Source organism: Bradyrhizobium sp. PUT101 (assembly GCF_052043945.1).
Taxonomy (GTDB): domain Bacteria; phylum Pseudomonadota; class Alphaproteobacteria; order Rhizobiales; family Xanthobacteraceae; genus Bradyrhizobium.
This window is the reverse complement of sequence record NZ_CP197207.1, coordinates 4879566-4901708: the sequence shown is the minus strand read 5'-3', so window position 1 is coordinate 4901708 and position 22143 is coordinate 4879566. Positions and strand designations below refer to the sequence as shown.

The 22143-nt window shown below is 64.8% G+C and carries 20 protein-coding genes; 14 read left to right on the top strand and 6 right to left on the bottom strand.

Features of this window, described 5'->3' with window-relative positions; translation table 11 throughout:
• Nucleotides 1-35: 35 nt before the first annotated feature.
• Nucleotides 36-326 carry a hypothetical protein gene (locus ACSHT2_RS23610; RefSeq protein ID WP_060737488.1) on the bottom strand — a complete coding sequence of 97 codons (291 nt, stop codon included), beginning with the start codon at nt 324-326 and terminating at the stop codon, nt 36-38.
• A 235-nt stretch (nt 327-561) separates the two neighbouring features.
• Between ACSHT2_RS23610 and ACSHT2_RS23605 the strand changes: the two genes are divergently transcribed.
• Nucleotides 562-786: a hypothetical protein gene (locus tag ACSHT2_RS23605; protein ID WP_440636864.1), complete on the top strand. Its 225-nt coding sequence runs from the start codon at nt 562-564 to the stop codon at nt 784-786.
• A 263-nt stretch (nt 787-1049) separates the two neighbouring features.
• Here the strand turns inward: ACSHT2_RS23605 and ACSHT2_RS23600 are convergent, their stop codons facing one another.
• Nucleotides 1050-1472, bottom strand: coding sequence for a GFA family protein (locus ACSHT2_RS23600; RefSeq protein WP_440636862.1), 423 nt, complete (start codon nt 1470-1472; stop codon nt 1050-1052).
• A gap of 74 nt (nt 1473-1546) precedes the next feature.
• Nucleotides 1547-2335 carry a methanethiol S-methyltransferase gene (mddA, locus tag ACSHT2_RS23595; protein ID WP_440636861.1) on the bottom strand — a complete coding sequence of 263 codons (789 nt, stop codon included), beginning with the start codon at nt 2333-2335 and terminating at the stop codon, nt 1547-1549.
• Between the two features lie 133 nt (nt 2336-2468).
• On the opposite strand from mddA, the gene ACSHT2_RS23590 reads away from it, so the two are divergent.
• Nucleotides 2469-4016, top strand: coding sequence for a winged helix-turn-helix domain-containing protein (locus ACSHT2_RS23590; protein ID WP_440636860.1), 1548 nt, complete (start codon nt 2469-2471; stop codon nt 4014-4016).
• Between the two features lie 33 nt (nt 4017-4049).
• Here the strand turns inward: ACSHT2_RS23590 and irr are convergent, their stop codons facing one another.
• Both irr and ACSHT2_RS23580 read right to left on the bottom strand, forming a co-directional pair.
• Entirely contained in the window at nt 4050-4535 is a 486-nt protein-coding gene (gene irr, locus ACSHT2_RS23585; protein ID WP_440636859.1) for a Fur family transcriptional regulator Irr, read from the bottom strand.
• Between the two features lie 15 nt (nt 4536-4550).
• Entirely contained in the window at nt 4551-4676 is a 126-nt protein-coding gene (locus ACSHT2_RS23580) for a hypothetical protein (RefSeq protein ID WP_440636858.1), read from the bottom strand.
• A gap of 399 nt (nt 4677-5075) precedes the next feature.
• On the opposite strand from ACSHT2_RS23580, the gene ACSHT2_RS23575 reads away from it, so the two are divergent.
• From ACSHT2_RS23575 to ACSHT2_RS23530, 10 genes are all read left to right on the top strand, one after another.
• Nucleotides 5076-6626 carry an ABC transporter substrate-binding protein gene (locus tag ACSHT2_RS23575; protein ID WP_440636857.1) on the top strand — a complete coding sequence of 517 codons (1551 nt, stop codon included), beginning with the start codon at nt 5076-5078 and terminating at the stop codon, nt 6624-6626.
• A 283-nt stretch (nt 6627-6909) separates the two neighbouring features.
• Complete coding sequence (locus ACSHT2_RS23570; RefSeq protein WP_440636855.1) at nt 6910-7881, top strand: ABC transporter permease; 972 nt, start codon at nt 6910-6912, stop codon at nt 7879-7881.
• On the top strand, nt 7878-8717 hold the full coding sequence (locus tag ACSHT2_RS23565) for an ABC transporter permease (protein ID WP_124161311.1): 840 nt from the start codon (nt 7878-7880) through the stop codon (nt 8715-8717). The genes ACSHT2_RS23570 and ACSHT2_RS23565 overlap by 4 nt, the downstream gene beginning before the upstream one ends.
• A gap of 2 nt (nt 8718-8719) precedes the next feature.
• Entirely contained in the window at nt 8720-10339 is a 1620-nt protein-coding gene (locus tag ACSHT2_RS23560; protein WP_440642912.1) for an ABC transporter ATP-binding protein, read from the top strand.
• A gap of 372 nt (nt 10340-10711) precedes the next feature.
• On the top strand, nt 10712-10879 hold the full coding sequence (locus ACSHT2_RS23555; protein ID WP_440636853.1) for a hypothetical protein: 168 nt from the start codon (nt 10712-10714) through the stop codon (nt 10877-10879).
• A 6-nt stretch (nt 10880-10885) separates the two neighbouring features.
• Entirely contained in the window at nt 10886-11095 is a 210-nt protein-coding gene (locus ACSHT2_RS23550) for a hypothetical protein (RefSeq protein WP_319337882.1), read from the top strand.
• Nucleotides 11096-11291: 196 nt separating this feature from the next.
• The gene (locus ACSHT2_RS23545) at nt 11292-11612 is read left to right on the top strand and encodes a hypothetical protein (protein ID WP_440636851.1); all 321 of its coding nucleotides are present in this window, start codon (nt 11292-11294) and stop codon (nt 11610-11612) included.
• Nucleotides 11613-11838: 226 nt separating this feature from the next.
• The gene (locus ACSHT2_RS23540) at nt 11839-12564 is read left to right on the top strand and encodes an outer membrane protein (RefSeq protein WP_440636849.1); all 726 of its coding nucleotides are present in this window, start codon (nt 11839-11841) and stop codon (nt 12562-12564) included.
• 164 nt (nt 12565-12728) lie between these two features.
• Nucleotides 12729-14885, top strand: a complete 2157-nt coding sequence (locus tag ACSHT2_RS23535; RefSeq protein WP_440636848.1) for a methyl-accepting chemotaxis protein — start codon at nt 12729-12731, stop codon at nt 14883-14885.
• A gap of 217 nt (nt 14886-15102) precedes the next feature.
• Nucleotides 15103-16164, top strand: coding sequence for an MBL fold metallo-hydrolase (locus ACSHT2_RS23530; protein WP_440636846.1), 1062 nt, complete (start codon nt 15103-15105; stop codon nt 16162-16164).
• Between the two features lie 109 nt (nt 16165-16273).
• On the opposite strand, the gene aroQ is transcribed toward ACSHT2_RS23530, so the two are convergent.
• Entirely contained in the window at nt 16274-16705 is a 432-nt protein-coding gene (gene aroQ, locus ACSHT2_RS23525) for a type II 3-dehydroquinate dehydratase (RefSeq protein WP_440636844.1), read from the bottom strand.
• A 335-nt stretch (nt 16706-17040) separates the two neighbouring features.
• Between aroQ and hemA the strand changes: the two genes are divergently transcribed.
• Both hemA and ACSHT2_RS23515 read left to right on the top strand, forming a co-directional pair.
• The gene (gene hemA, locus ACSHT2_RS23520) at nt 17041-18270 is read left to right on the top strand and encodes a 5-aminolevulinate synthase (RefSeq protein WP_440636842.1); all 1230 of its coding nucleotides are present in this window, start codon (nt 17041-17043) and stop codon (nt 18268-18270) included.
• 357 nt (nt 18271-18627) lie between these two features.
• Nucleotides 18628-22137 carry a PAS domain-containing hybrid sensor histidine kinase/response regulator gene (locus tag ACSHT2_RS23515; protein ID WP_440636840.1) on the top strand — a complete coding sequence of 1170 codons (3510 nt, stop codon included), beginning with the start codon at nt 18628-18630 and terminating at the stop codon, nt 22135-22137.
• Nucleotides 22138-22143: the final 6 nt, after the last annotated feature.

The following is a 22143-nucleotide window of genomic DNA, read 5'->3' as shown; positions in this document are numbered from 1 at the left end:
CCGAAGCAATGCAATCAAATCAATCGAATCAAATATCAGCGCACGCCGACGCGATTGACCGGACCGCCGCGATTCATCGGCGTACCTGCCCGCACGCCGACGCCGGGCGCGCCGACACCGGGGGTCGCCACCGCAGCCCGCGCAACCGGAGCTCCCGGCGCGACCACCACCGCCGCGGTCGGCCGTACCACGCAGCCCTTGGGCACCCCGACGGTCTTGCAATAGACCACCGCTTGCGCCGGGCTCGTGCCCAGCGACACCATCGCCGCGCCCGCCAGGGCCATGATCGTCAGCCCGGCGCTCAGCGCTCCAGCTCTCTTCGACATCTTGCTCTCCTGCTTCCCGTTCGGCGTCCCGATGCAATCACCGGGTTTCGCAGCCGAGGTGCAGCCTGAATGGCAAAAGTCGGCGCGCGGATACATGCCATGAAGATGGGGGTAGGGCGGTCGGCAGATCGAGCCGACGCCATGAACATGGCATGGACCCGCGCCGGGGCTTCGCGAGATGGTCCGGGCCGCGTGATCCCGGTCGGGACCAACGACGATTCCAAAGAGGTGCTTTATGAAGATTTCGGTTCTAGCCGCGCTGCTGCTCGCTGCTGCCGTCCTGCCCGCCGCTGCACAGTCCGGCCCATCGCTCCAGGAGCAAATGGCCTGCCGCGGCGACGCCAGCAAATTCTGCGCCGAACATATCGGCAAGCCGCCGCAGATGAACGCCTGCCTGCGCGAGAACAAGTCGAAGCTGTCGGACTCCTGCCGCAAGGTCGTCGAATCGCGCGGAGGCTAGTCTTTCGTCCTTCTCCCGTTTGGAGAAGGCAGCGAGGGCGGCGCTCTGCCGCCCTCTCGAAAGACAGCTTCGGCATTGGGAGAAGCCTCAGCGCACGCCTCGTCCTTCGAGACGGCGCTTACGCGCCTCCTCAGGGTGAGGCTCATCGGCGCGGGCGCCCGTTGAAGCTGCTGCCGCACACTCCGTCCTCATCCTGAGGAGCCCGCCTGAAGCGGGCGTCTCGAAGGATGGCCGCAGGGAGGAGCCTTCAACTGAAGGCGCCGCTACTCCTGCATCATCTCGCCGCTGCCCCCGAACTCGGCGGGAAAATCCTTCAGCTTGGGCAGGCCGTCGCGCATCGGCAGCACGGTCTCGGCATAGTTGACGTGGACGCCGGGCGCGAACGCGAGCGTCGGGATGGTGGCGGCGAAGACGTCGACCAGACCGAGCGACGGATGGTTGGTCATGAGATGGCCGCCGCACTTCCTGCAATATTTGCGCTGGCTGGCCGGCGTCTTGACGAAGGTCTCGACATTCTGAGCACCTTCGGTGATGCGCACCGCTTCAGGCTTCCACAAGCTGAAGGCGTTGACCGGACCGCCCGACCAGGAGCGGCAGGAGCGGCAATGGCAATAGCCCATCGCCTCCGGTGCACCCGTGACCTCGACCGTGACCGCGCCACAGAAGCAGTTTCCGACATGTTTCATTTGGGCGTCTCCGTTTCAGAAGGATCGTTGTCGCGCGTCCTCTTTTCGGTGGACGCGCGACAACGAGGGTCAGACTACACCGACCGGCGCCAGGGAATAAGCATGGAGACGCGTTGCCTGTACTGCCGGTACTCGTCGCCGAAGAGATCGATGAGATCGCTCTCCTCCAGCGCGATGCCGACGAAGATGTAGAGCGTGGTCACGGCCGCGAACAGCAGATGGCCCGCGGTCATGGTCGGCGCCGCCCAGAACGCGATGATGAAACCGAGATAGATCGGATGGCGGACGAACTTGTAGAGCAGCGGCGTCTTGAAGCGCGGCGGCGCCGTCTCCTTGCCGACGAGATGGTTGGTGACCTGGTGCAATCCGAACAATTCGAAATGGTTGATGATGAAGGTCGAGGTGAACACCAGCACCCAGCCGGCGAAGGACAGCGTGACCAGCGTCACGGCAAGATCCGGATCCTCGACGTTCCATACGACCGACGGCAGCGGGCGCCACTGCCAGAACAGGAGCAGCAATGACAGGCTCGCGAACAGCACATAGGTCGAGCGCTCAACCGGCTTGGGCACGAATTGCGTCCACCAGGCCTTGAACTGCTTGCGTGCCATCACGCTGTGCTGAAGGGCGAACAGCGTCATCAGGAGGAGATTGATGATGAGGGCCTCGACCGTCGACGTATCGCTTCCGGTGTCGATGGTCTTAGGCACCATCACCCCCATGACGAAACCGATGGCGTAGAGAATGGTGACGAAAAACACGAGGTACGCCGCAATTCCGTACAGAAATGCGATGAACTTGAACATGCGAGAGCCCGTCACCTCCGGGCCGATGGAATGAACCTGTTGATCAATTTGGGTCATGAAATGCTCCGTTGTGCCGAGACATCGACACTGTTTGGTCTTCGCACCATGCCGGATCGGACGTCCCGGGACTTTCGCGGACGGTTGATTTTCGCCTGAGACGACTTTGATTTTTGCTTGAGACGACGAAAACGTGCGATTTCGCTTTGAAAACAACGTGCTCGACGGCGACCTGCGGGAGCTCACTTGCGACGGGGCAGCCGTTCCGTTGCAGCCGCAAGTGTTCGATCTCTTGCTTTATCTGGTCACGCAACGCGCGCGTGTGGTCAGCAAGGATGACCTGATCAGCCAGATCTGGAGCGACCGCATCGTCTCGGATTCCGCCCTGAACAGCCGGATCAACGCCGTGCGCAAGGCGATTGGCGACGACGGCGCGACCCAGCGGCTGATCAAGACCATTCCGCGCAAGGGCTTTCGTTTCGTCGGCGAGGTCCGGGAAGAAGCGGCAGCATCCCCCGCGCGGGCGGGAACCGTGCCCACTCCCCCGCGCGTGGCGAACCGCCCGGCGATCGCGGTGCTCGCCTTCGAAAACATGAGCGGCGATCCCGCGCAGGACTATTTCGGCGACGGGATCAGCGAAGACATCCTCACCGCGCTGTCGAAGCAGCGCTGGTTCATGGTGATCGCCCGCAACTCGTCCTTCACCTACAAGGGGCGCCCGGTCCACATCAGGCAGATCGCCGAGGAGCTCGGCGTCCGCTACGTCGTCGAAGGCAGCGTGCGCAAGGCGGACAGCCGGGTGCGCATCACCGCGCAGCTCAACGACGCCGTATCGGGAAGTCAACTCTGGGCCGAACGCTATGACCGCGAGCTCGTCGACGTCTTCGCCGTGCAGGACGAGATCACCAACGCGATCGCCGCGGCGATCGAGCCGCAGATCCACGCGGCGGAGAATTTTCGCGGCCATCGCAAGCCGCCGGCGAGCCTGGACGCCTGGGACCTGCTGATGCGCGCGCTGTCGCATTACTGGCGCGTGACGCGGCAGGATCACGGCGCCGCGCGGGCGCTGCTCGAGCGCGCGATTGCAATCGATCCGAATTACGGCCAGGCGCTGTCCGTGCTGGCCGTGAACGACATGTTCGGCGTGCATCTCGGCTGGGCCGAGCTGGCCGCGGTTGCCCCGGTCGCGGAAGCCGCCGCGCTCGCCGCGGTGCGCTGCGACCATGAGAACGCTTGGGCGCATGCCGCGCTCGGCAGCGTCTGCTTCTCGACACGAAGGCTCACGGATGCGCTGTCCGAGTTCGAGCAGGCGCTCGCGCTCAATCCGAACTTCTCGCTGGCGCAGGGCTATTACGCGCTGGCGCTGTCCTATGCCGGACGTTCCCAGGATTCGTTCGAGGCCGCGCAAAGGGCAATCCGGCTGTCACCGCGCGATCCGTCGCTGGCGATCTACCACGGCATCGCCGCCTATGCGCGCTTCACCGAGCGCCACTATGACGAGGCCATCGCGCTGGCGCGCGAGGCGATCCGCCACCGCGGCGACCTCACCGGCGCCTACCGCGTGCTCGCGGTCTCCGCCGGCATGACGGGCGACGGAGTGCTTGCCGAGATGGCGCTCAGCGAGCTCCGTCGTACCCAACCCAACATCTCGCTGCACTGGATCGCTACGCAACTGCCGTGGGCCAATGACGGGGATCGCGAACACTATCTGGAGGGATTTCGGCGGGCGGGGTTGCGCTGAAGCGCGGCTCTGACCCTCCCCTGGAGGGTAGCGCTACGTTCTCTTCCGACGCAGGTGGACGATGACGTCGAGCCGCGCGATCTCGTGGCCGGGAAGCGCCTCGGGCACTTTGGTGAAGGCCAGGCCGTCGGTAACGTCGACCAGCATATCCTCGCCTTCGAGATAGAAGTGCGGATGCACGGACGTGTCGGTGTCGAAGAACGACTTGATGCCGTCGGCCGCGATCCGGCGCAACAGGCCGGCTTCGGTGAACTGGTTCAGCGTGTTGTAGACGGTCGCGAGCGACAGATACGCGTTCGTCGCCATCGCCTCTTCGTAGAGGCTCTCCGCGGTGACGTGACGATGGCCGCCCAGGAACAGCAATTGGCCGAGCGCCAGGCGCTGGCGCGTCGGACGCAGGCCGGCATTGTTCAGCAATTGCAGGCAGCGCTGCACGCCCGCCTCCGACGAGAGATCGAGGCCGGCGGCATCAGGTCCGCTATCGTCACCCGCAGGGATAGTCGTGGCCTGAATGTCCATCGATCGTCTCACGGCTCAAGGAAACGGGACGCCAGTGCCGCGTCCCGCCAGTTGCCATTCGATCGCAAAAGCCGCGGCTCGGCTTTGATCCGGATCAAATTCGGAGCGGATCCGCCACTGGCCGATCGCGAGTGCGGTCATGAGCTCACCAGCGGCGCCGCGGCCCTTTCCGAGGACGATATTTCGTACCGCGGACAAATTGGCAGAGGTGCTTGCGGAGCTGCAGCGTGCGCTCGGCGTAGAATGACGGCCTGATGCTTTTGGTCGCAGGCGCAGGCTTGTGCAATCACCAAAGGCATTTCCGCGAGGCCGCCTCGTCGCCCGGCGCGAGCCAGCCTGACGTCGCAGAAGGAGCCGCGGCAAAAACAGGACGCGCTGTACATTTTTTGTGCGAACACTGTCGAGACTTTCATCTTGCGGCGCCGAACGAGACTGTGTGAGCCTCGATATCGGATGGGGACTGGGATGGGCCGACCGTTGCTTTGCACGCGAGGATGTTGCGAAGCGTTTACGGCTGGTCTCGCTTGAGAAAGATACGACATGCCAAAACGAGTGTTGCTTGGTCTTCTCCTGGCTTGCGGCCTCACGGCCCCGGCGCTGGCGCAAGCGCCGAAAACGGGGGGCACGATCAATGCCGTGATCCAGCCCGAGCCGCCCGGCCTGATGCTTGCGCAGGTCCAGAACGGCCCGACCCAGATGGTGTCGGGCAACATTTTCGAAGGCCTGCTGCGCTACAGCCCCAAGCTCGAGCCGCAGCCGGAGCTTGCCGAGAGCTGGAGCGTCAGCGAGGACGCCAAGACCTACACCTTCAAGCTCAAGAAGGGCGTGACCTGGCATGACGGCAAGCCCTTCACCGCCGCCGACGTCTTGTTCTCGATCGAGATGCTGAAGCAGACCCACGCGCGCGCCCGCAACAATCTCGCGCAGGTCGAGAAGGTCGAGGCGCCCGACGATCACACGGTGGTGTTCACGCTGAAGCAGCCGTTTGGCCCCTTCCTCGGCATCTTCGAGGTCGGCTCGATGCCGATGGTGCCGAAGCATCTCTATGAAGGCACCGACTGGAAGACCAATCCCTACAACAATGCGCCTGTGGGCACCGGCCCCTTCATGTTCAAGGAATGGCAGAAGGGTTCGTTCATCCGCCTGGTCAAGAACCCGAACTACCACGAGAAGGGCAAGCCCTATCTCGACGAGATCTACTGGCAGGTCATCCCCGACGCCGCGGCACGCTCGGTGGCGTACGAGACCGGCAAGGTCGACGTGCTGCCCGGCGGCTCCGTCGAGAATTTCGACGTGCCGCGGCTGTCCAAGCTGAAGGACACCTGCGTCACCGGCGCGGGCTGGGAGTTCTTCTCGCCGCTGGCCTGGCTGTGGCTGAACAACCGCCAGGGGCCGCTCGCGGACAAGCGGGTGCGGCAGGCGATCATGTACGCGATCGACCGCGACTTCGCCAAGGACGTGATCTGGAACGGGCTCGGCAAGGTCGCGACCGGCCCGTCAGCCTCGACCATCAAGTACTACACCGACGACGTGAAGAAATATCCGTACGATCCGGCCAAGGCCAAGGCGCTGCTGAAGGAAGCCGGCTACAAGGGCGAGAAGATCCGCCTGTTGCCGCTCGCCTATGGCGAAACCTGGCAGCGCTGGGGTGAAGCGGTGAAGCAGAACCTCCAGGACGTCGGCATGACCATCGAGACGATCGCCACCGACGTTGCCGGCGGTAACCAGAAGATCGCCGACTGGGACTACGACATCGCCTTCACCTACCTCTACCAGTACGGCGATCCCGCGCTCGGGGTGGGGCGCAACTACGTCTCCAGCGCCATCGCCAAGGGCCAGATGTTCAACAACGTCGAGGGCTATTCCAACCCGGAGATCGACAAGCTGTTCGCCGAAGGCGCGGTCGCGACGCCGGATTCCAAGCGCAAGGAGCTCTACGAGAAGGCGCAGAAGATCCTGGTCGAGGACGTGCCGGTGGCCTGGATGCTCGAGCTGCAGTTCCCGACCATCACGCGCTGCAAGGTCAAGAACCTGATCACCACGGCGATCGGGGTCAACGACGGCTTCAAGGACGCATGGCTCGACAAGTGACGAGGTGCATGCGACACCGCGACGAAATCCCAGTCGCGGCGTCGCGCTCCAGGGTACGAACTGATTCACGATGAAGTCATATCGAGACGCTGAGGCATCGGCGGTGCCCGCCTCTCCCATAGGGAGAGGTCGGAACGCATCGTCAGATGCGCTCCGGGTGAGGGGCTGCACTCCCTCGTGGGGCCAGATCCCCCTCACCCGCGCCTTCGGCGCGACCTCTCCCCGTCGGGGAGAGGTGTTCCTCGCGGCGAGACCGCCTCAATCAACTGGCATACGAGTCTAGATGCTCTCCTTCGTTGCTCAGCGTGTCGTGAAGGGCGTGATCGTCCTGCTTGCGATCGTCGTCCTCAATTTCTTCCTGATTCGCCTTGCGCCCGGCGATCCCGCGGTGGTGATGGCGGGCGAGGCTGGCGCCAGCGATCAGGTCTTCGTCAAGCAGCTCAGGGAGAAGTTCGGGCTCGACAAGCCATTGCCCGAACAGCTCTTCATCTACGTCAAGGGCGTCGTGACGCTCGATCTCGGCTTCTCGTTCCGGCAGCAGGCGCCGGTCACAAAGCTGATCGGCGAGCGGCTGCCGGCGACGCTGCTGCTGACGCTGACCGCCTTCGCGATCTCGCTCGCGCTCGGCATCCTGTTCGGCACCTTCGCGGCGCGCTTTGCCGGCACCTTCCTCGACACCGGCATCACCGTGTTCGCGCTGATCTTCTACGCCATGCCGATCTTCTGGGTGGCGCTGATGGGCATCCTGTTGTTCTCGGTCACCTTCGACTGGCTGCCGAGCTTCGGCTACGACACGGTCGGCGGCAATTATACGGGCCTTGCCCATGCGATCGACGTCGGCAAACACCTGATCATGCCGGCAATGACCCTCGGCCTGTTCTTCATGGCGACCTATACCCGCATGACGCGCGCCTCGATGCTGGAGGTGAAACGCCTCGACTTCGTCAAGACGGCGCGTGCGAAAGGCCTCTCCGACGCCGTGATCCAGCGCCGCCACGTGCTGCGCAACGCGCTGCTTCCCGTCGTGACGCTTGCCGGCGTCCATTCGGGCACGCTGATCGGCGGCGCCGTCATCACCGAGACCGTGTTCGCCTGGCCGGGCATCGGGCGTCTGATGTACGACGCGCTGCTGCAGCGCGACTACAATCTGCTGCTAGGCGTCTTCGTGATCTGCTCGGCCATGGTCCTGATCTTCAACCTCATCACCGACCTGGTCTACCGGCTGGTCGACCCACGCATCGAATTCGCCTCATGAAACAGTTCTGGAAATCGATGTTGAGAAGCCCGAGCGGCGTCATCGGGCTCATCATCCTCCTGCTTGCGATCTCCGTCGCGGTGTTCGGACCAATGCTGTTCCCGAACTCGCCATGGCGCATGGTGCAGCGGCCGTTCCTGCCGCCCTTCACCCTCTCGACCGTGCCGCTCGGCACCGACGCGCTCGGTCGCGACGTGTTCGCCGGCATGATCTTCGGCGCACGGGTATCGCTGCTGGTCGGCCTCGTCTCCACGCTGGTCGCATTGATCGTCGGCGTGCCGATCGGCGCCATGGCCGGCTATTTCGGCGGCAAGGTCGATGACGCCTTGATGCGCTTCACCGAGTTCTTCCAGACCATTCCGAGCTTCGCCCTCGCGATCGTGCTGGTCGCGATCCTGCAGCCCTCGATCTATTCGATCGTTGCCTCGATCGCGGTGGTGAGCTGGCCGCCGGTGGCCCGCCTCGTCCGCGGCGAGGTGCTGTCGCTGCGCACGCGCGAATATGTCCAGGCCGCGGTTGTGACCGGCCAGAGCAACAGCTGGATCATCCTGCGCGAGATCCTGCCGAACGCGTTGTCGCCCGTAATCGTGCTGGCCTCGCTGATGGTGGCGACAGCGATCCTCCTGGAATCCTCGCTGTCGTTCCTTGGCCTCGGCGATCCCAATCTGATCTCCTGGGGCTACATGGTCGGCGCCGGCCGCACCGTGATCCGGCAGGCCTGGTGGATCACTGTGTTTCCCGGCGTCGCTATCCTGATCTCGGTGCTTGGGCTGAACCTGATCGGCGAAGGCCTCAACGACGCGCTCAATCCGCGCCTGTCGCGGGAGGGCCGCTGATGATGACCGCCCCGCCCGCCGTCTCCATCAAGAACTTGCGGATCGCGCTGCCCAAGGGCGCCGAGCGTCCGTTCGCGGTCGACGGCGTCTCGCTGGATCTGCGGCCCGGCAGGATCGTCTGCGTGGTCGGCGAGTCCGGCTCCGGCAAATCGATGTGCGCGCATGCGCTGATGGGCCTGTTGCCGGACACCGTGTCGGTTGAGTCCGGCGAGATCCAGTTCGAAGGCCGCGACCTGCTCAAGCTCGACGACGACGGCTGGCGCGATCTGCGCGGCCGCCGTCTGGCGATGATCTTCCAGGAGCCGATGACCGCGCTCAATCCCTTGATGCGCATCGGCGACCAGATGGCGGAGATGTTCGAGGCGCACGGCCTGCTCACGCCGAAGGAGCGACGCGCAAAAGCACTCGCTCTGGCACGCGAGGTCGGCCTGCCCGACCCCGAGCGAATCGTGCGCGCCTACCCGCATCAGCTCTCCGGCGGCCAGCGCCAGCGCGCCATGATCGCGATGGCGCTCGCGCTCGAGCCCGCGGTGCTGGTTGCGGACGAGCCGACGACCGCGCTCGACGTCACCACGCAGGCGCAGATCCTGAAGCTGATCCGCAATCTCCAGCGCAACCGCAACATGGCGGTGATGTTCATCACGCACGATTTCGGCGTAGTCGCCGACATCGCCGACCAGGTCGTGGTGCTCAGGCACGGCAAGGTCGTCGAGGAAGGTCCCGCCGCGGCCGTCTTCAACGAGCCGCAACACGACTACACCAAGGCACTGCTTGCCGCCGTACCGTCGATCGATCCGCCGCCGCGAAAGCCCCTCGACGACCGGGCCAGGGCGGTCGAGGTGATCGGGCTGGACAAGACTTATGTCACCTCGGGCGGCTGGTTCCGCGAGGACCGCCGCGTCGATGCGGCGCGCGCGGTTAACTTCAACATCCTCAAGGGCGAGACGCTCGGCCTTGTCGGCGAATCCGGCTCCGGCAAATCGTCCGTGGCACGCCTGGTGATGCGGCTGATCGAGGCCGACCGCGGCACGGTGCGGATCGGCGAGACCGACCTGACCTCGCTTTCAGGCAAGGCGCTGCGCGCCGAGCGTCATCGCATCCAGATGATCTTCCAGGATCCGTTCGCTTCGCTCAATCCGCGGCGCAAGGTCGGTCACATCATCGCCGACGGTCCGATCGCGGCCGGCATTGATCCAAAGGTCGCATTCGACCGCGCCCGCGATCTCCTCAAGATGGTCGGCCTGGACGCCGGCGCACTCGAGCGCTATCCGCACGAGTTCTCCGGCGGCCAGCGCCAGCGCATCGGTATAGCGCGCGCGCTTGCGCTCGAGCCGGAGATCATCGTCGCCGACGAGGCCGTCTCCGCGCTCGACGTCTCGGTGCAGGCGCAGGTGTTGAAGCTGCTCGAAGATCTCAAGGCGCGCCTCGGCCTCTCGATGCTGTTCATCACCCACGATCTGCGCGTCGCAGCCCAGATCTGCGACCGCATCGCGGTGATGCAACGCGGTGCCATCGTCGAGCTGAAGCCGACCGCGCAGCTGTTCGCCGCGCCCGAGCATGCCTATACGCGCGAGCTGCTCGCGGCGGTGCCGGGACGAAAGGAGCAAGCGCCGGCGGCCTGAGGGGCTGGTCGGGCGGAATTCTCCGGATTTCGAGATCGTTCCAAAAACTTGCACGCCGCAAGAGGCGAAACATATTCGATCCAGCAGCATTTGCTTCGTGAGACTTTCCTTGCCGACGAGCGCAAGGACGGGCCGACACCAGCATTCCCTCGCTCGGCGCTGAAGCTGCACAACCGAGATGAAGCGGCGGACGGCCTTGCAACCCAACGCGTGAGAAACACCGGGTCGTTGGGATGCCGCAGTGCGGTCACGCGCTTTTTATTTGGTCGTGACTGACGCGCCGCTTCAAGGTCGACGGCGGCACCATAGATGACGATTGAATGTTTTGCGTCATCTCATGACAGACTCATGAGTTAAAATTTGGAGCCAAACATGGGCGAAGTCATTCGATTTGTCTCAAAGTCCGAGCGCGAGCGAGCGCGTCTCATCCAGGAGGCGCGCGCCATCTACGACAGCATCTTCCCTCCGGCAGATCCGGCCAGCGAGGAGCAGGACGGACCGGCGATCGGTCGCACGTTCGTCGGGCGCGATGGGGAGTAACGCATCGTGATCAAGATCATCGCCGTGCTTTGCAGTCTCGCCTCTCCCGCCAATTGTCACGAGCAGGTCGTCACCACTTCGGACTTTGCGCAGATCTCGGTGCAGTCCTGCCTGATGGGCGCGCCGCAACTCGCCGAATGGATGAACCAGCATCCGGCCGAGCGACTGGCTGCATGGCGCTGCGTGATCGGCAACCAGGGCGGCAGGGCCATCTGAGACCGAAGGCCGCGCCGCATCTGCTCGCCGCCATCGGATGGACCCGAATCAGCGCCAAAGCGCGATGCGATTGGGGTGAATCGTCATAGCGCTTTGGGCTATTGTTTGAGCATGATCTTTCTCGGAAAACCGCTGCGCACTTTTCGGATCATGCTGTAGTGCATTGCGTTCAGCGACTCCCCTGGACGCACGCAGCATGACCGGCCCCGAACTGAAGCAGCTTCGCAACGACCTCTCCGATGCCCTCGAGTGGAAGCTCACTGCGGCCGACATGGCCAAGCTTTGCGGATTGCCGGAGACAGGCGGCGCCGACACCATCCGGCGGTGGGAGGTCAGCGGCCCGACGCCAGCGGCGACCAGGGTTCTGCGCGTGCTCGCGATGGCGAGCGAGCGCTATCCGATCCTGGAGAAATTCGACATCTTCGATCGTCATGACGTCCGCGAGGAAGACCGGCCGGCAAAGCGTGCGGCTTTTCGCGAACAGATGCGCGATGAGGTGCGGCGGCGTCTTGGTTAACAAGAAGCGCGCGCAAGTTACCTGAGACGCACAAAGTTAAGCCTTCCTTCACCACTTCTTAAGCCGCCATTAAGCACGAAAATCATTTACACCCCAACAAGTTAGGTTGGCTGTCGCTGTGCCATGCATGTGACAGCATTTTCATCAAAAGCGAGCTATCTGCAAAACCAACGACGGCGCAGGAAATCGCGCCTGCCGGGGACCTTACGTGTTGGAGTTCAAGACGATGAAGAAAATTCTGTTTGCGACCGTGGCGCTGCTCGTGGTGGGCGCGGCTGCGCCGGCCGTCGGCGCCGATCTCGGCAACCGCAACTACTACAAGACGCCCGCGCCGGCCTACGCCGCGCCGATCTACAATTGGACGGGGTTCTATCTCGGCGCCCATGTCGGCGGCGCGTTCTCCAGCGACAACAATTTCAACGGCCTCTCCACCGGCAACAACGGCAACGGCCGTTTCCTCGGCGGCGTGCAGGTCGGCGCGGACTGGCAGTTCAACCCGAATTTCGTGGTCGGCATCGAAGGCCAGTATTCCTGGCTCTCGGGTAGCGTCGGCGCAGTGTTCCCGGGCGGCGTCGCCTATACCAACGACCAGCGCGGTCTCGGATCGATCACCGGCCGCGTCGGCTATACCTGGGGTCCCGGCCTGCTCTATGTGAAGGGCGGCTACGCCTATTCGGACAACAACGAGAAGGTGACTGTGGGCGGCGTGCCGACCGGCTTCATCATCGACGGCGATCACCGCAACGGCTACACCGTCGGCGCCGGCCTGGAATACATGTTCGCTCCGAACTGGTCGGCCAAGGCCGAGTACCAGTACTACAATTTCGGCGATGCGCACTTCACGGCGGGCCCGCTGGTGGGCACCGGCAGCTTCACCACCGACGACCATACTTTCAAGGCAGGCGTCAACTACCGCTTCAACTGGGCAAGCCCGGCCGTCGCGCGCTACTGATCGGTTATCAAAACCTTATCACGATGAAGGGCCGGCCTCGTTGCCGGCCCTTCTCTTTTCGCTCTGCGGAACATGCGCAACCAATGGCGCTAAGTGCGATTTTTTAACCGGTGCTGCCGATACTGCCGTCACAAGCAGAAGCAAGAACATTGGGGGAATTTTCGATGGCGATCCGTCTGGGCCTTGGCCGCTTCCTTGGCCGTTTCCGTCCTCGTTTCAAGATGCCGAAATGGGGCGTGCGCGGCAGCCTGTTCGCGGCCTTCGCGGTGATCGCGGGCATGGGCCTCGTGATCGCGGCCGGCGCCGGCCTGGCGCTGCAGAATCTCGGCGGACGCATGACCGAACTGAGCGGGCAGGACATTCCGCGCCTTTCCGCCAGCCTGCAATTGTCGGCACTGAGCGCGAGCCTTGCGGCGCAGGGACCGGCCCTGCTTGCGGCGCAAAGCGAGGACGCCCTGAATGAGCGCACCAAGAAGCTCATGGAATTGCAGCAGCAGACGCAGCAGAAGCTCACGGAGATCATCGAGTTCGGCGGCGACAAGAGCGTCGTCTCCGGGCTCAGCGACACGATGAAGAGCATCAACGAGGCGGCTCAGAGCCTGGCGAAGGCCGCCCGCGAACGGCTCGATATCGCAGCCCTCCATGAGAAGCAGTACGATGCGCTTCGCAACGCGCAGGGCGCGTTCGTCGGCGCGGCGAGCCCGGCGATGCTGGACGCGCAGACCCGCGTCAACGCCATTCTCGGCTCGGCCGACTTGTCCGCCGCAGATGCAACCGAAGCCGCGCAGACCGTCGGTCAGCTCGGCAACGTCGTCGCCAGCGGCAACCTCGCCGCCGCCGACATGAGCGCGGCGCTATCGGCGAGCGCGAGCGACAAGCTCGACGACATCCAGAAGGAATTCAAGACGGCACAGGGACGCCTGCGGTCCAACCTCGACCTGTTGCCGGACAACCAGGGCAACAAGATGCTGCGCGAGACGGCGGAAAAGCTGCTCGCGCTCGGCACCGGCAAGACCGGCGTGTTCAATCTGCGCGAGAAGGAGCTCGACTCCATCGACTATGGCCAGACCATCCTGGACGAGACCCGCAAGCTCAATGTCGGCCTCGGCATCAGCGTGCAGCAGCTCGTCGACGGCGTGCAGAAGGAGACCAACGCCTCGACCTTGCAGGCACGGCAGGAGATTTCGCTCGCTACATCGGTCATGCTGGCGCTGGGCGCGTTGATGCTGGTCGGCTCGGCGCTGTTCGTCTGGCTCTATGTCGGACGCAACATCCTGCGTCGGATCGGCGCCTTGCATCAGTCGATGCAGCTGCTCGCGAACGGCGATCTCGAAACCGAGATCTACCGCTCGACGAACCACAACGACGAGATCTCGGTGATGGCGAACACGCTGCAAGTGTTCCGGGAGAGCATGATCGAGGCCCGCGCGCTGACGAGCGAGCAGGACAAGGACCGTATCGCCAAGGCCGAGCGTGCCGCGCGCATGGAAGCGAAGATCGCCGAATTCGAGAGCACGGTGCGCGCCGCGCTCGAAAATCTGGCGCAGTCGGCCAATTCGATGCAATCGACCGCGCAGAGCATGTCGAGCACCGCCGACCAGTCCAACGCGCTGGTGAACGCGGTCGCCTCCGCCGCGGAGGAAACGTCGGTCAACGTGCAGACCGTATCGGCCGGCACCGAGCAGCTGTCCTCCTCGATCCAGGAGATCAGCCGCCAGGTCGTGACCTCCGCCGAGATCGCCAAGAAGGCCGTCGATGAAGCGGGAGCGACCGACGCCACCGTGCAGAGCCTCGCCGATAGCGCGAGCCGCATCAGCGTCGTCGTCGACCTGATCCAGACCATCGCCTCGCAGACCAACCTTCTCGCGCTCAATGCCACCATCGAGGCCGCGCGCGCAGGCGAGGCCGGCCGCGGCTTCGCGGTGGTCGCCTCCGAAGTGAAGAGTCTGGCGAGCCAGACTGCCAAGGCGACAGATGAGATCCGCACCCAGATCGCCAGCATGCAAGAGGTCACGACCTCCGCGGTCGGCGCCATCCAGGGTATCGGTCGGATCATCGGCGAGATCAACGACGTCACCACGACGATCGCAGCCGCGGTCGAGGAGCAGGGCGCCGCCACCCGCGAAATCGCCCGCAACATCCAGCATGCCGCCGGCGGCACCAGCGAAGTCTCCAGCAACATCGTCGGCGTCTCCACCGCATCCGCCGAAGCGGGCGCTGCGGCAGGCGAAGTGCTGAGCGCCTCGGACGCGCTCCGGCGCGAGGCCGATATGCTGCGCGGGGAAATCGACACGTTCCTCAACGACATGCGGGCAGCCTGATTGGTCATTCCGCGGCGGCTCGAAGAGGCGAAGCCGGAATCCCGCACCACGATCTCGGGATTCCGGGTGCGGGCTTACGCGCGCCCGGAATGACAGCGTTTCTGGCGGGCTTCAAACCGAGATGCGGAAAATCACGGCCGGTATGACGGCCATGCGGCGGCCGCCAGGCATCTTTTTTCGGCTGGCGCCCTGCTCGCGCTGGGTTTAAGCGGGTAGCATGAGCTCAAGAACCGACATCGCACAGTCCTCGGCCGAGGCCCTGCGCTACCCCTGGGAACAGCACCCGGGCCCCGAAGAGGTCGTGGAGGTGCGGCCCGGCGTGTTGTGGGCGCGGCTGAAACTGCCGTTCCGCCTCAACCACGTGAACATCTACCTCCTCGCCGACGGCGACGGCTACGCCATGGTCGATGCCGGATTCGGCAACGAGGAGACGATCGAGGCCTGGACCAAGCTGTTCGATGGACCGCTGAAGGGCGTCAACATCACGCGGCTGATCGTCACCCACTCCCACCCCGACCATGTCGGTCTCGCCGGGTGGATCGTCGAGCGTTTCAACTGCCCGCTGGTGATGTCGCAGGTCGAATATCTGCAATCGGTCTATCACCAGAACCGCGGCACCGAGGAACGGCGCGAGGCGCAGCGGCTGTTCTTCCGCCGCCACGGCATGGACGAGTCGCTGACCGAAAAGCTGCTCGGCCGCGGCCAGGACTATCTCAAGCGCGTCTCGGTGCTGCCGCCGTCCTACCGCCGCATCTCGCATGGCGACGACGTCGTGATCGGCACGCGCCGCTTCAAGGTGATCACCGGCGGCGGCCACGCGCTCGACCAGGTGATGCTGTATTGCGCCGACGACAAGCTGTTCCTCTCCGCCGACCAGGTGCTGAGCAAGATCTCGCCGAATGTCAGCGTCTGGGCGGTCGAGCCCGACCAGAACTCGCTCGGCGAATATCTGGCCTCGCTCGCCAGCCTCACTACGACTCTTCCCTACGACGTGCTGGTGCTGCCCGGCCACGGTGTGCCGTTCTACGGATTGAAGACCCGCATCAAGCAGCTCGCCGACCACCACGAAGAGCGCTGCCGCCTGATCGCGGAAGCCTGCCGCGAGATGCCGCAGACCTCGCGCGCGTTGGTGCCCGTCGTGTTCAACAAGCACGTGCTGGACGAGCACCAGATGGGCTTTGCCGCCGGCGAGCTCGTCGCCCACGTCAACTACATGCTGGTCGAGGGCCGTCTGACGGCCGAGATGCAAGACGGCGTACTGCAGTTTCGGACGACGTGATGGGCACCGTCATGGCCGGGTTTATCCCGGCCATCCACGCTCTTTCACCCGAAAACGCGTTCGCGGATGCCCTGGACAAGCCCGGGCGTGACGAGTTTGTGGATACAGCTCACTTCATGTTCGCGATCGCGTGCAGCGCCGCGATGTAGCCGAACGGTCCCAGCCCGCAGATCACGCCGGTCGCCACGAACGAAATCCTGGAGTGCCGGTGGTATTCGTCGCGGGCGTGGATGTTGGAGATGTGGACCTCCAGCACCGGACCTTCGAATGTCTTGATCGCATCCATGATCGAGACCGAGGTGAAGGAGAGACCGGCCGGGTTGATGACGATGGCGTCGGCATCCTGCCGCGCCGACTGGATCAGATCGACGAGCACGCCCTCGTGGTTGGACTGGTGGAAGGCGAGCTTGAGCCCGAGCTTGGCGGCGGCGTCCTCGCAGCTCGCGTTGACCTCTGCGAGCGTCGTCGTGCCGTAGATGTGCGGCTCGCGGATGCCGAGCATATTGAGGTTGGGGCCATTGAGAATCATGACACGCTTCATCGGGGCTTCCTTTCGCATGGGCTGTCCGACTGACCGGCGCGCTGCCCCAGCCGGGTGAGGCTACGGCGTCGGCGCGGCCAGTTCCGCCATCATGGATGGAGCGCGGCCATGGACAAAATGTCCACGACAGCCCCTGCCTCCCCGGCCACTCCGGTTCCCGGCCGGTAGTCCCGTGTTAGGTGCTTGATCCAAATCAACAATCGCGGCCGGACCGGCGGTTATCAATTGGCACGCTCGCCTTGCCTCAAATGTGTGCTGGCGCATAGACATTGGAGCTCGAAAAGCTCTAAAAATTGAGCGGCCGTCATGGCCGGGTTCCGTTGCGGGTTTTGCCGATGGATTACAACCAGTTCTTCGATTCCGCCCTCGATCGTCTCCACACCGAGCGGCGCTATCGCGTTTTCGCCGACCTCGAACGCACGGCCGGCCGGTTCCCGCACGCGGTCTGGCACTCGTCCAAGGGCAAGCGCGACGTCGTGATCTGGTGCTCCAACGACTATCTCGGCATGGGCCAGCACCCGAAGGTGGTCGGCGCCATGGTCGAGACCGCGACGCGCGTCGGCACCGGTGCCGGCGGCACCCGCAACATTGCCGGCACGCACCATCCGCTGGTCCAGCTCGAAGCCGAGCTCGCCGATCTCCACGGCAAGGAAGCCGCGCTGCTGTTCACCTCGGGCTATGTCTCGAACCAGACCGGCATCCCGACAATCGCAAAGCTGATTCCGAATTGCCTGATCCTGTCGGACGAGCTCAACCACAATTCGATGATCGAAGGCATCCGGCAGTCCGGCTGCGAGCGGGTCGTGTTCCGCCACAACGATCTTGCCCATCTCGAGGAGCTGTTGAAGGCGGCCGGCCCCAATCGGCCGAAGCTGATCGTCTGCGAGAGCCTCTATTCCATGGACGGCGACGTCGCTCCGCTCGCCAAGATCTGCGATCTCGCCGAGACGTATGGCGCGATGACCTATGTCGACGAAGTCCACGCCGTCGGCATGTACGGCCCGCGCGGCGGCGGCATCGCCGAGCGTGACGGCGTCATGCACCGCATCGACGTTCTCGAGGGCACGCTGGCAAAGGCGTTCGGCTGTCTCGGCGGCTACATCGCCGCCAATGGCCAGATCATCGACGCCGTGCGCTCCTACGCGCCGGGCTTCATCTTCACCACCGCGCTGCCGCCGGCGGTCTGCTCGGCCGCGACCGCCGCGATCAAGCACCTGAAGACCTCGAGCTGGGAGCGCGAACGCCACCAGGACCGCGCCGCCCGCGTCAAGGCGATCCTCAATGCCTCCGGCCTGCCTGTCCTGTCGAGCGACACCCACATCGTGCCGCTGTTCGTCGGCGATCCCGAGAAGTGCAAGCAGGCCTCCGACCTCCTGCTCGAAGAGCACGGTATCTACATCCAGCCGATCAACTATCCGACCGTCGCCAAGGGCACCGAGCGCCTGCGCATCACGCCCTCGCCCTATCACGACGACGGTCTGATCGATCAGCTCGCCGAAGCGCTGCTCCAAGTCTGGGAACGCCTCGGCCTGCCGCTGCGCGAGAAGTCGCTGGCAGCGGAGTAGCCCCCCCTTCCACCCTCCTCCGGATGGCGAGGCGGAGCGCATTTGAGATTTTGCAGCGGTCGGGATGCCCGGGCTTGTCCCGGGCATCCACGTTGTTTGTGCTGCATGGAAGGCGTGGATGGCCGGGACAAGGCCCGGCCATGACGCGGTGGAGACCGTCGGTGCTCCACAAGCCCGCATGTAGCGTTCCCCTGTCCTCCAGTCAGTAAGGGCCACCTCCCGGCCGCACCTTAACGACAACCCCCGGCTCCTCCCCCGGCGCGGCATTTCGCTGTCGCTTGCGACCGTCCAACGCGCTAGGCTTGCAGGGAAAATGAACTCGGGCGCTGCCAGCGCCCAGGGAGAAGCACGCTCACGATGCTGCACGACTGGGGCGTGATCGCCGCCGCGTTCGGTTATATCGGCTTCCTGTTCCTGGTGGCGAGCCATGGCGACCGCCGCTCGCCGGCCGGGCGCGGCCGCGCCTCCGGGCTGATCTATCCGCTGTCGCTGGCGATCTACTGCACCTCCTGGACCTTCTTCGGTTCGGTCGGCTTCGCCACCCGCACCTCGACCGACTTCCTCGCGATCTATGTCGGCCCGATTTTGATGATCGGGCTCGGCGCCGGCGTGTTGCGCCGCGTGATCCAGCTTGCCAAAGCCCACAACATCACCTCGATCGCCGACTTCATCGGGGCCCGCTACGGCAAGAGCCAGGCGGTGGCGGCGACCGTCGCGCTGATCGCGATCATCGGCTCGGTGCCCTACATCGCGCTCCAGCTCAAGGCGGTTGCCTCCTCGCTCGAAACGATCCTGAGCGAGGACCAGGCCTTCTCCCACATCCCGATCGTCGGCGACGTGGCGCTGATGGTGACGCTGGCGATGGCGGCCTTCGCGGTGCTGTTCGGCACGCGGCAGACCGACGCCACCGAGCACCAGCACGGCCTGATGCTGGCGGTCGCGACGGAATCCATCATCAAGCTGATCGCCTTCCTCGCCGCCGGCATCTTCGTCACCTTCTGGATGTTCTCGCCGCATGAACTGATCGAGCGCGCAATGAAGACGCCGGAGGCCGTGCGCGCGATCAACTACTCGCCGTCGATCGGCAACTTCCTGACCATGACGCTGCTGTCGCTGTGCGCGATCATGCTGCTGCCGCGCCAGTTCCACGTCAGCGTGGTGGAGAATTCGTCGGATGCCGAGGTCGGTCGGGCGCGATGGCTGTTCCCGCTCTACCTCGTCGCCATCAATCTATTCGTGATCCCGATCGCGATCGCCGGTCTCGTGACCTTCCCATTCGGCGCCGCCGACCCCGACATGTACGTGCTGGCGCTGCCGATGGAAGGCGGCGCTGATCTGCTCAGCGTCGTCATCTTCGTCGGCGGCCTGTCGGCGGCGACCGCGATGGTGATCGTCGAATGCGTCGCGCTCTCCATCATGGTCTCGAACGACCTCGTGGTGCCGCTGGTGCTGCAGCGTCGGCCGGAGGGGCGCGCCGGCGGTGCCGATTTCAGCGACTTCCTGCTGCGCTCGCGGCGGCTCGCGATCTTCGCCATCATGGTGATGGCCTATTTCTACTATCGCGCGCTCGGCAATACCCAGCTTGCGGCCATCGGTCTGCTCTCCTTTGCCGCCATCGCCCAGCTTGCGCCGAGCTTCTTCGGCGGGCTGCTCTGGCGGCGCGCGACCGCGCGCGGCGCCATCGGCGGCATGCTGGTCGGCTTCGCGGTGTGGCTCTACACGCTGTTCATGCCGAGCTTCATGGATTCCTCGACGGCCGGCATCCTGCTGCTCCAGCACGGCCCGCTCGGCATCGAGGCGCTGCGGCCGCAGGCGCTGTTCGGCGCCGACCTGCCTCCCCTGATGCACGGCGTCATCTGGTCGCTGGCGCTCAATATCCTGACCTATGTGCTGCTGTCGCTGGCGCGCCAGCCGTCGTCCATCGAGCTGTTGCAGGCCGATCTGTTCGTGCCCAACACGCTCGCACCGATCTCCCCGAGCTTCCGGCGCTGGCGCACCAGCGTCACCGTGCAGGACATCCAGACCACCGTCGCGCAATATCTCGGGCCCGACCGCGCGCGGCATTCCTTCGAGGCATTCTCCGCGCGGCGAAACGTGCGGCTGGAGCCCGGAGCACCTGCTGATTTCGAGCTGCTGCAGCACGCCGAGCACCTGATTGCCTCCTCGATCGGCGCGGCCTCGTCCCGCCTCGTGATGTCGCTGCTGCTGCGCAAGCGGACGGTCTCCGCCAAAGCCGCACTGAAGCTGCTCGACGATTCGCACGCGGCGCTGCATTTCAACCGCGAGATCCTCCAGACCGCGCTCAACCATGTGCGCCAGGGCATCGCCGTGTTCGATGCCGATCTGCAACTGATCTGCTCCAACCGGCAGTTCGGTGATCTCCTCAACGTTCCCCCTCATTTGATCCAGTTCGGCACGCCCCTGCGTGAAATCCTGGAATTCATCGACGTGGGTGATCCGGACGATCCGGTCGAGCGCGAGGCCGTGCTGGAGCGGCGCCTCGCCGCCTACACCACCGACAGCGAGCCATATCTCGAACGCCTGCCGGAACGGCACATGGTGATCGAGGTGCTCACCAACCACATGCCCGGCGGCGGTTTCGTCATCACCTTCACCGACGTCACGCCCACCTTCGAAGCCGCGGAAGCGCTGGAGCGCGCCAATGCGACGCTGGAAAAGCGCGTGCGCGACCGCACCGAGGAGCTGACGCGGCTGAACTCCGAGCTGGCGCTTGCCAAGAGCGCGGCGGAAGACGCCAGCATCTCCAAGACGCGTTTCCTCGCCGCTGCCAGCCACGACATCCTCCAGCCGCTGAACGCAGCGCGGCTCTATGTCACGAGCCTGGTCGAGCGCCAGCACAATGGCGAAGAGACGCGGCTGGTCGAGAACATCGACGAATCGCTGCAGGCGATCGAGGAGATCCTCGGTGCGCTGCTCGACATCTCCAGACTCGATGCCGGCGCGATGGCGACCTCGATCTCGAGCTTCAAGATGGCCGACCTGATGCGCTCGCTGGAGATCGAGTTCGCGCCGATCGCGCGCGCCAAGAGCCTGGAGCTCGCCTTCGTGCCCTGCTCGCTGCCGGTCGAGTCGGACCGGCTCCTGCTGCGGCGCCTGCTCCAGAACCTGATCTCGAACGCGATCAAGTACACCCCGCGCGGCCGCGTGCTGGTCGGCTGCCGCCGCCGCGGCACCTCGCTCAAGATCTGCGTCTACGACACCGGCGTCGGCATTCCCCTGGTCAAGCGCGGCGAGATCTTCAAGGAATTCCATCGCCTGGAGCAGGGGGCGCGGATCGCGCGCGGCCTGGGGCTGGGGCTATCGATCGTGGAGCGGCTGGCACGCGTGCTCAAGCACGGCATTGCCATCGACGCCACTGCCAGCGGCGGCTCGGTATTCTCCGTGACGGTGCCGACGGCGAAGGCGATCACCCACACCGCGGCCGTGACCAGCGCAACGCCGCTGGCGCGCACGCCGATCTCTGGCGCGCTGATCGTCTGCATCGAGAACGATGCGGCGATCCTCGACGGCATGCGCACGCTCTTGAAGGCCTGGGACGCCGAGGTGATCGCGGTCGCCGACCCCGAAGGTGCGATCGCCGCAATCGAAACAGCCGGACGACGGGTCACCGGCCTGCTCGTCGACTATCACCTGGATCGGGGCAACGGCATCGCCGCCATCCGCGAGATCCGCCGCCGCTTCGGCGACGCCATCCCTGCGATCCTGATCACAGCCGATCGCAGTCCCGCCGTGCAGGTCGCCGCGCGGGACGAGAAGATCGCGGTGCTCAACAAGCCCGTGAAGCCGGCTTCGCTCCGCGCCCTGCTGGGTCAGTGGCGCACGCAGCAGATGGTGGCGGCGGAATGAGACGCG

What these genes read in the sequence shown, in the direction of transcription:
- irr (WP_440636859.1), bottom strand. Translation starts at nt 4,535, where the DNA reads ATGGACATTCAGGCCACGACTATCCCTGCGGGTGACGATAGCGGACCT.
- ACSHT2_RS23565 (WP_124161311.1), top strand. Translation starts at nt 7,878, where the DNA reads ATGAAACAGTTCTGGAAATCGATGTTGAGAAGCCCGAGCGGCGTCATC.
- mddA (WP_440636861.1), bottom strand. Translation starts at nt 2,335, where the DNA reads ATGACCCAAATTGATCAACAGGTTCATTCCATCGGCCCGGAGGTGACG.
- ACSHT2_RS23605 (WP_440636864.1), top strand. Translation starts at nt 562, where the DNA reads ATGAAGATTTCGGTTCTAGCCGCGCTGCTGCTCGCTGCTGCCGTCCTG.
- ACSHT2_RS23515 (WP_440636840.1), top strand. Translation starts at nt 18,628, where the DNA reads ATGCTGCACGACTGGGGCGTGATCGCCGCCGCGTTCGGTTATATCGGC.
- ACSHT2_RS23575 (WP_440636857.1), top strand. Translation starts at nt 5,076, where the DNA reads ATGCCAAAACGAGTGTTGCTTGGTCTTCTCCTGGCTTGCGGCCTCACG.
- ACSHT2_RS23610 (WP_060737488.1), bottom strand. Translation starts at nt 326, where the DNA reads ATGTCGAAGAGAGCTGGAGCGCTGAGCGCCGGGCTGACGATCATGGCC.
- hemA (WP_440636842.1), top strand. Translation starts at nt 17,041, where the DNA reads ATGGATTACAACCAGTTCTTCGATTCCGCCCTCGATCGTCTCCACACC.
- ACSHT2_RS23580 (WP_440636858.1), bottom strand. Translation starts at nt 4,676, where the DNA reads ATGACCGCACTCGCGATCGGCCAGTGGCGGATCCGCTCCGAATTTGAT.
- ACSHT2_RS23535 (WP_440636848.1), top strand. Translation starts at nt 12,729, where the DNA reads ATGGCGATCCGTCTGGGCCTTGGCCGCTTCCTTGGCCGTTTCCGTCCT.
- ACSHT2_RS23600 (WP_440636862.1), bottom strand. Translation starts at nt 1,472, where the DNA reads ATGAAACATGTCGGAAACTGCTTCTGTGGCGCGGTCACGGTCGAGGTC.
- ACSHT2_RS23530 (WP_440636846.1), top strand. Translation starts at nt 15,103, where the DNA reads ATGAGCTCAAGAACCGACATCGCACAGTCCTCGGCCGAGGCCCTGCGC.
- ACSHT2_RS23545 (WP_440636851.1), top strand. Translation starts at nt 11,292, where the DNA reads ATGACCGGCCCCGAACTGAAGCAGCTTCGCAACGACCTCTCCGATGCC.
- ACSHT2_RS23555 (WP_440636853.1), top strand. Translation starts at nt 10,712, where the DNA reads ATGGGCGAAGTCATTCGATTTGTCTCAAAGTCCGAGCGCGAGCGAGCG.
- ACSHT2_RS23540 (WP_440636849.1), top strand. Translation starts at nt 11,839, where the DNA reads ATGAAGAAAATTCTGTTTGCGACCGTGGCGCTGCTCGTGGTGGGCGCG.
- ACSHT2_RS23570 (WP_440636855.1), top strand. Translation starts at nt 6,910, where the DNA reads ATGCTCTCCTTCGTTGCTCAGCGTGTCGTGAAGGGCGTGATCGTCCTG.
- aroQ (WP_440636844.1), bottom strand. Translation starts at nt 16,705, where the DNA reads ATGAAGCGTGTCATGATTCTCAATGGCCCCAACCTCAATATGCTCGGC.
- ACSHT2_RS23560 (WP_440642912.1), top strand. Translation starts at nt 8,720, where the DNA reads ATGACCGCCCCGCCCGCCGTCTCCATCAAGAACTTGCGGATCGCGCTG.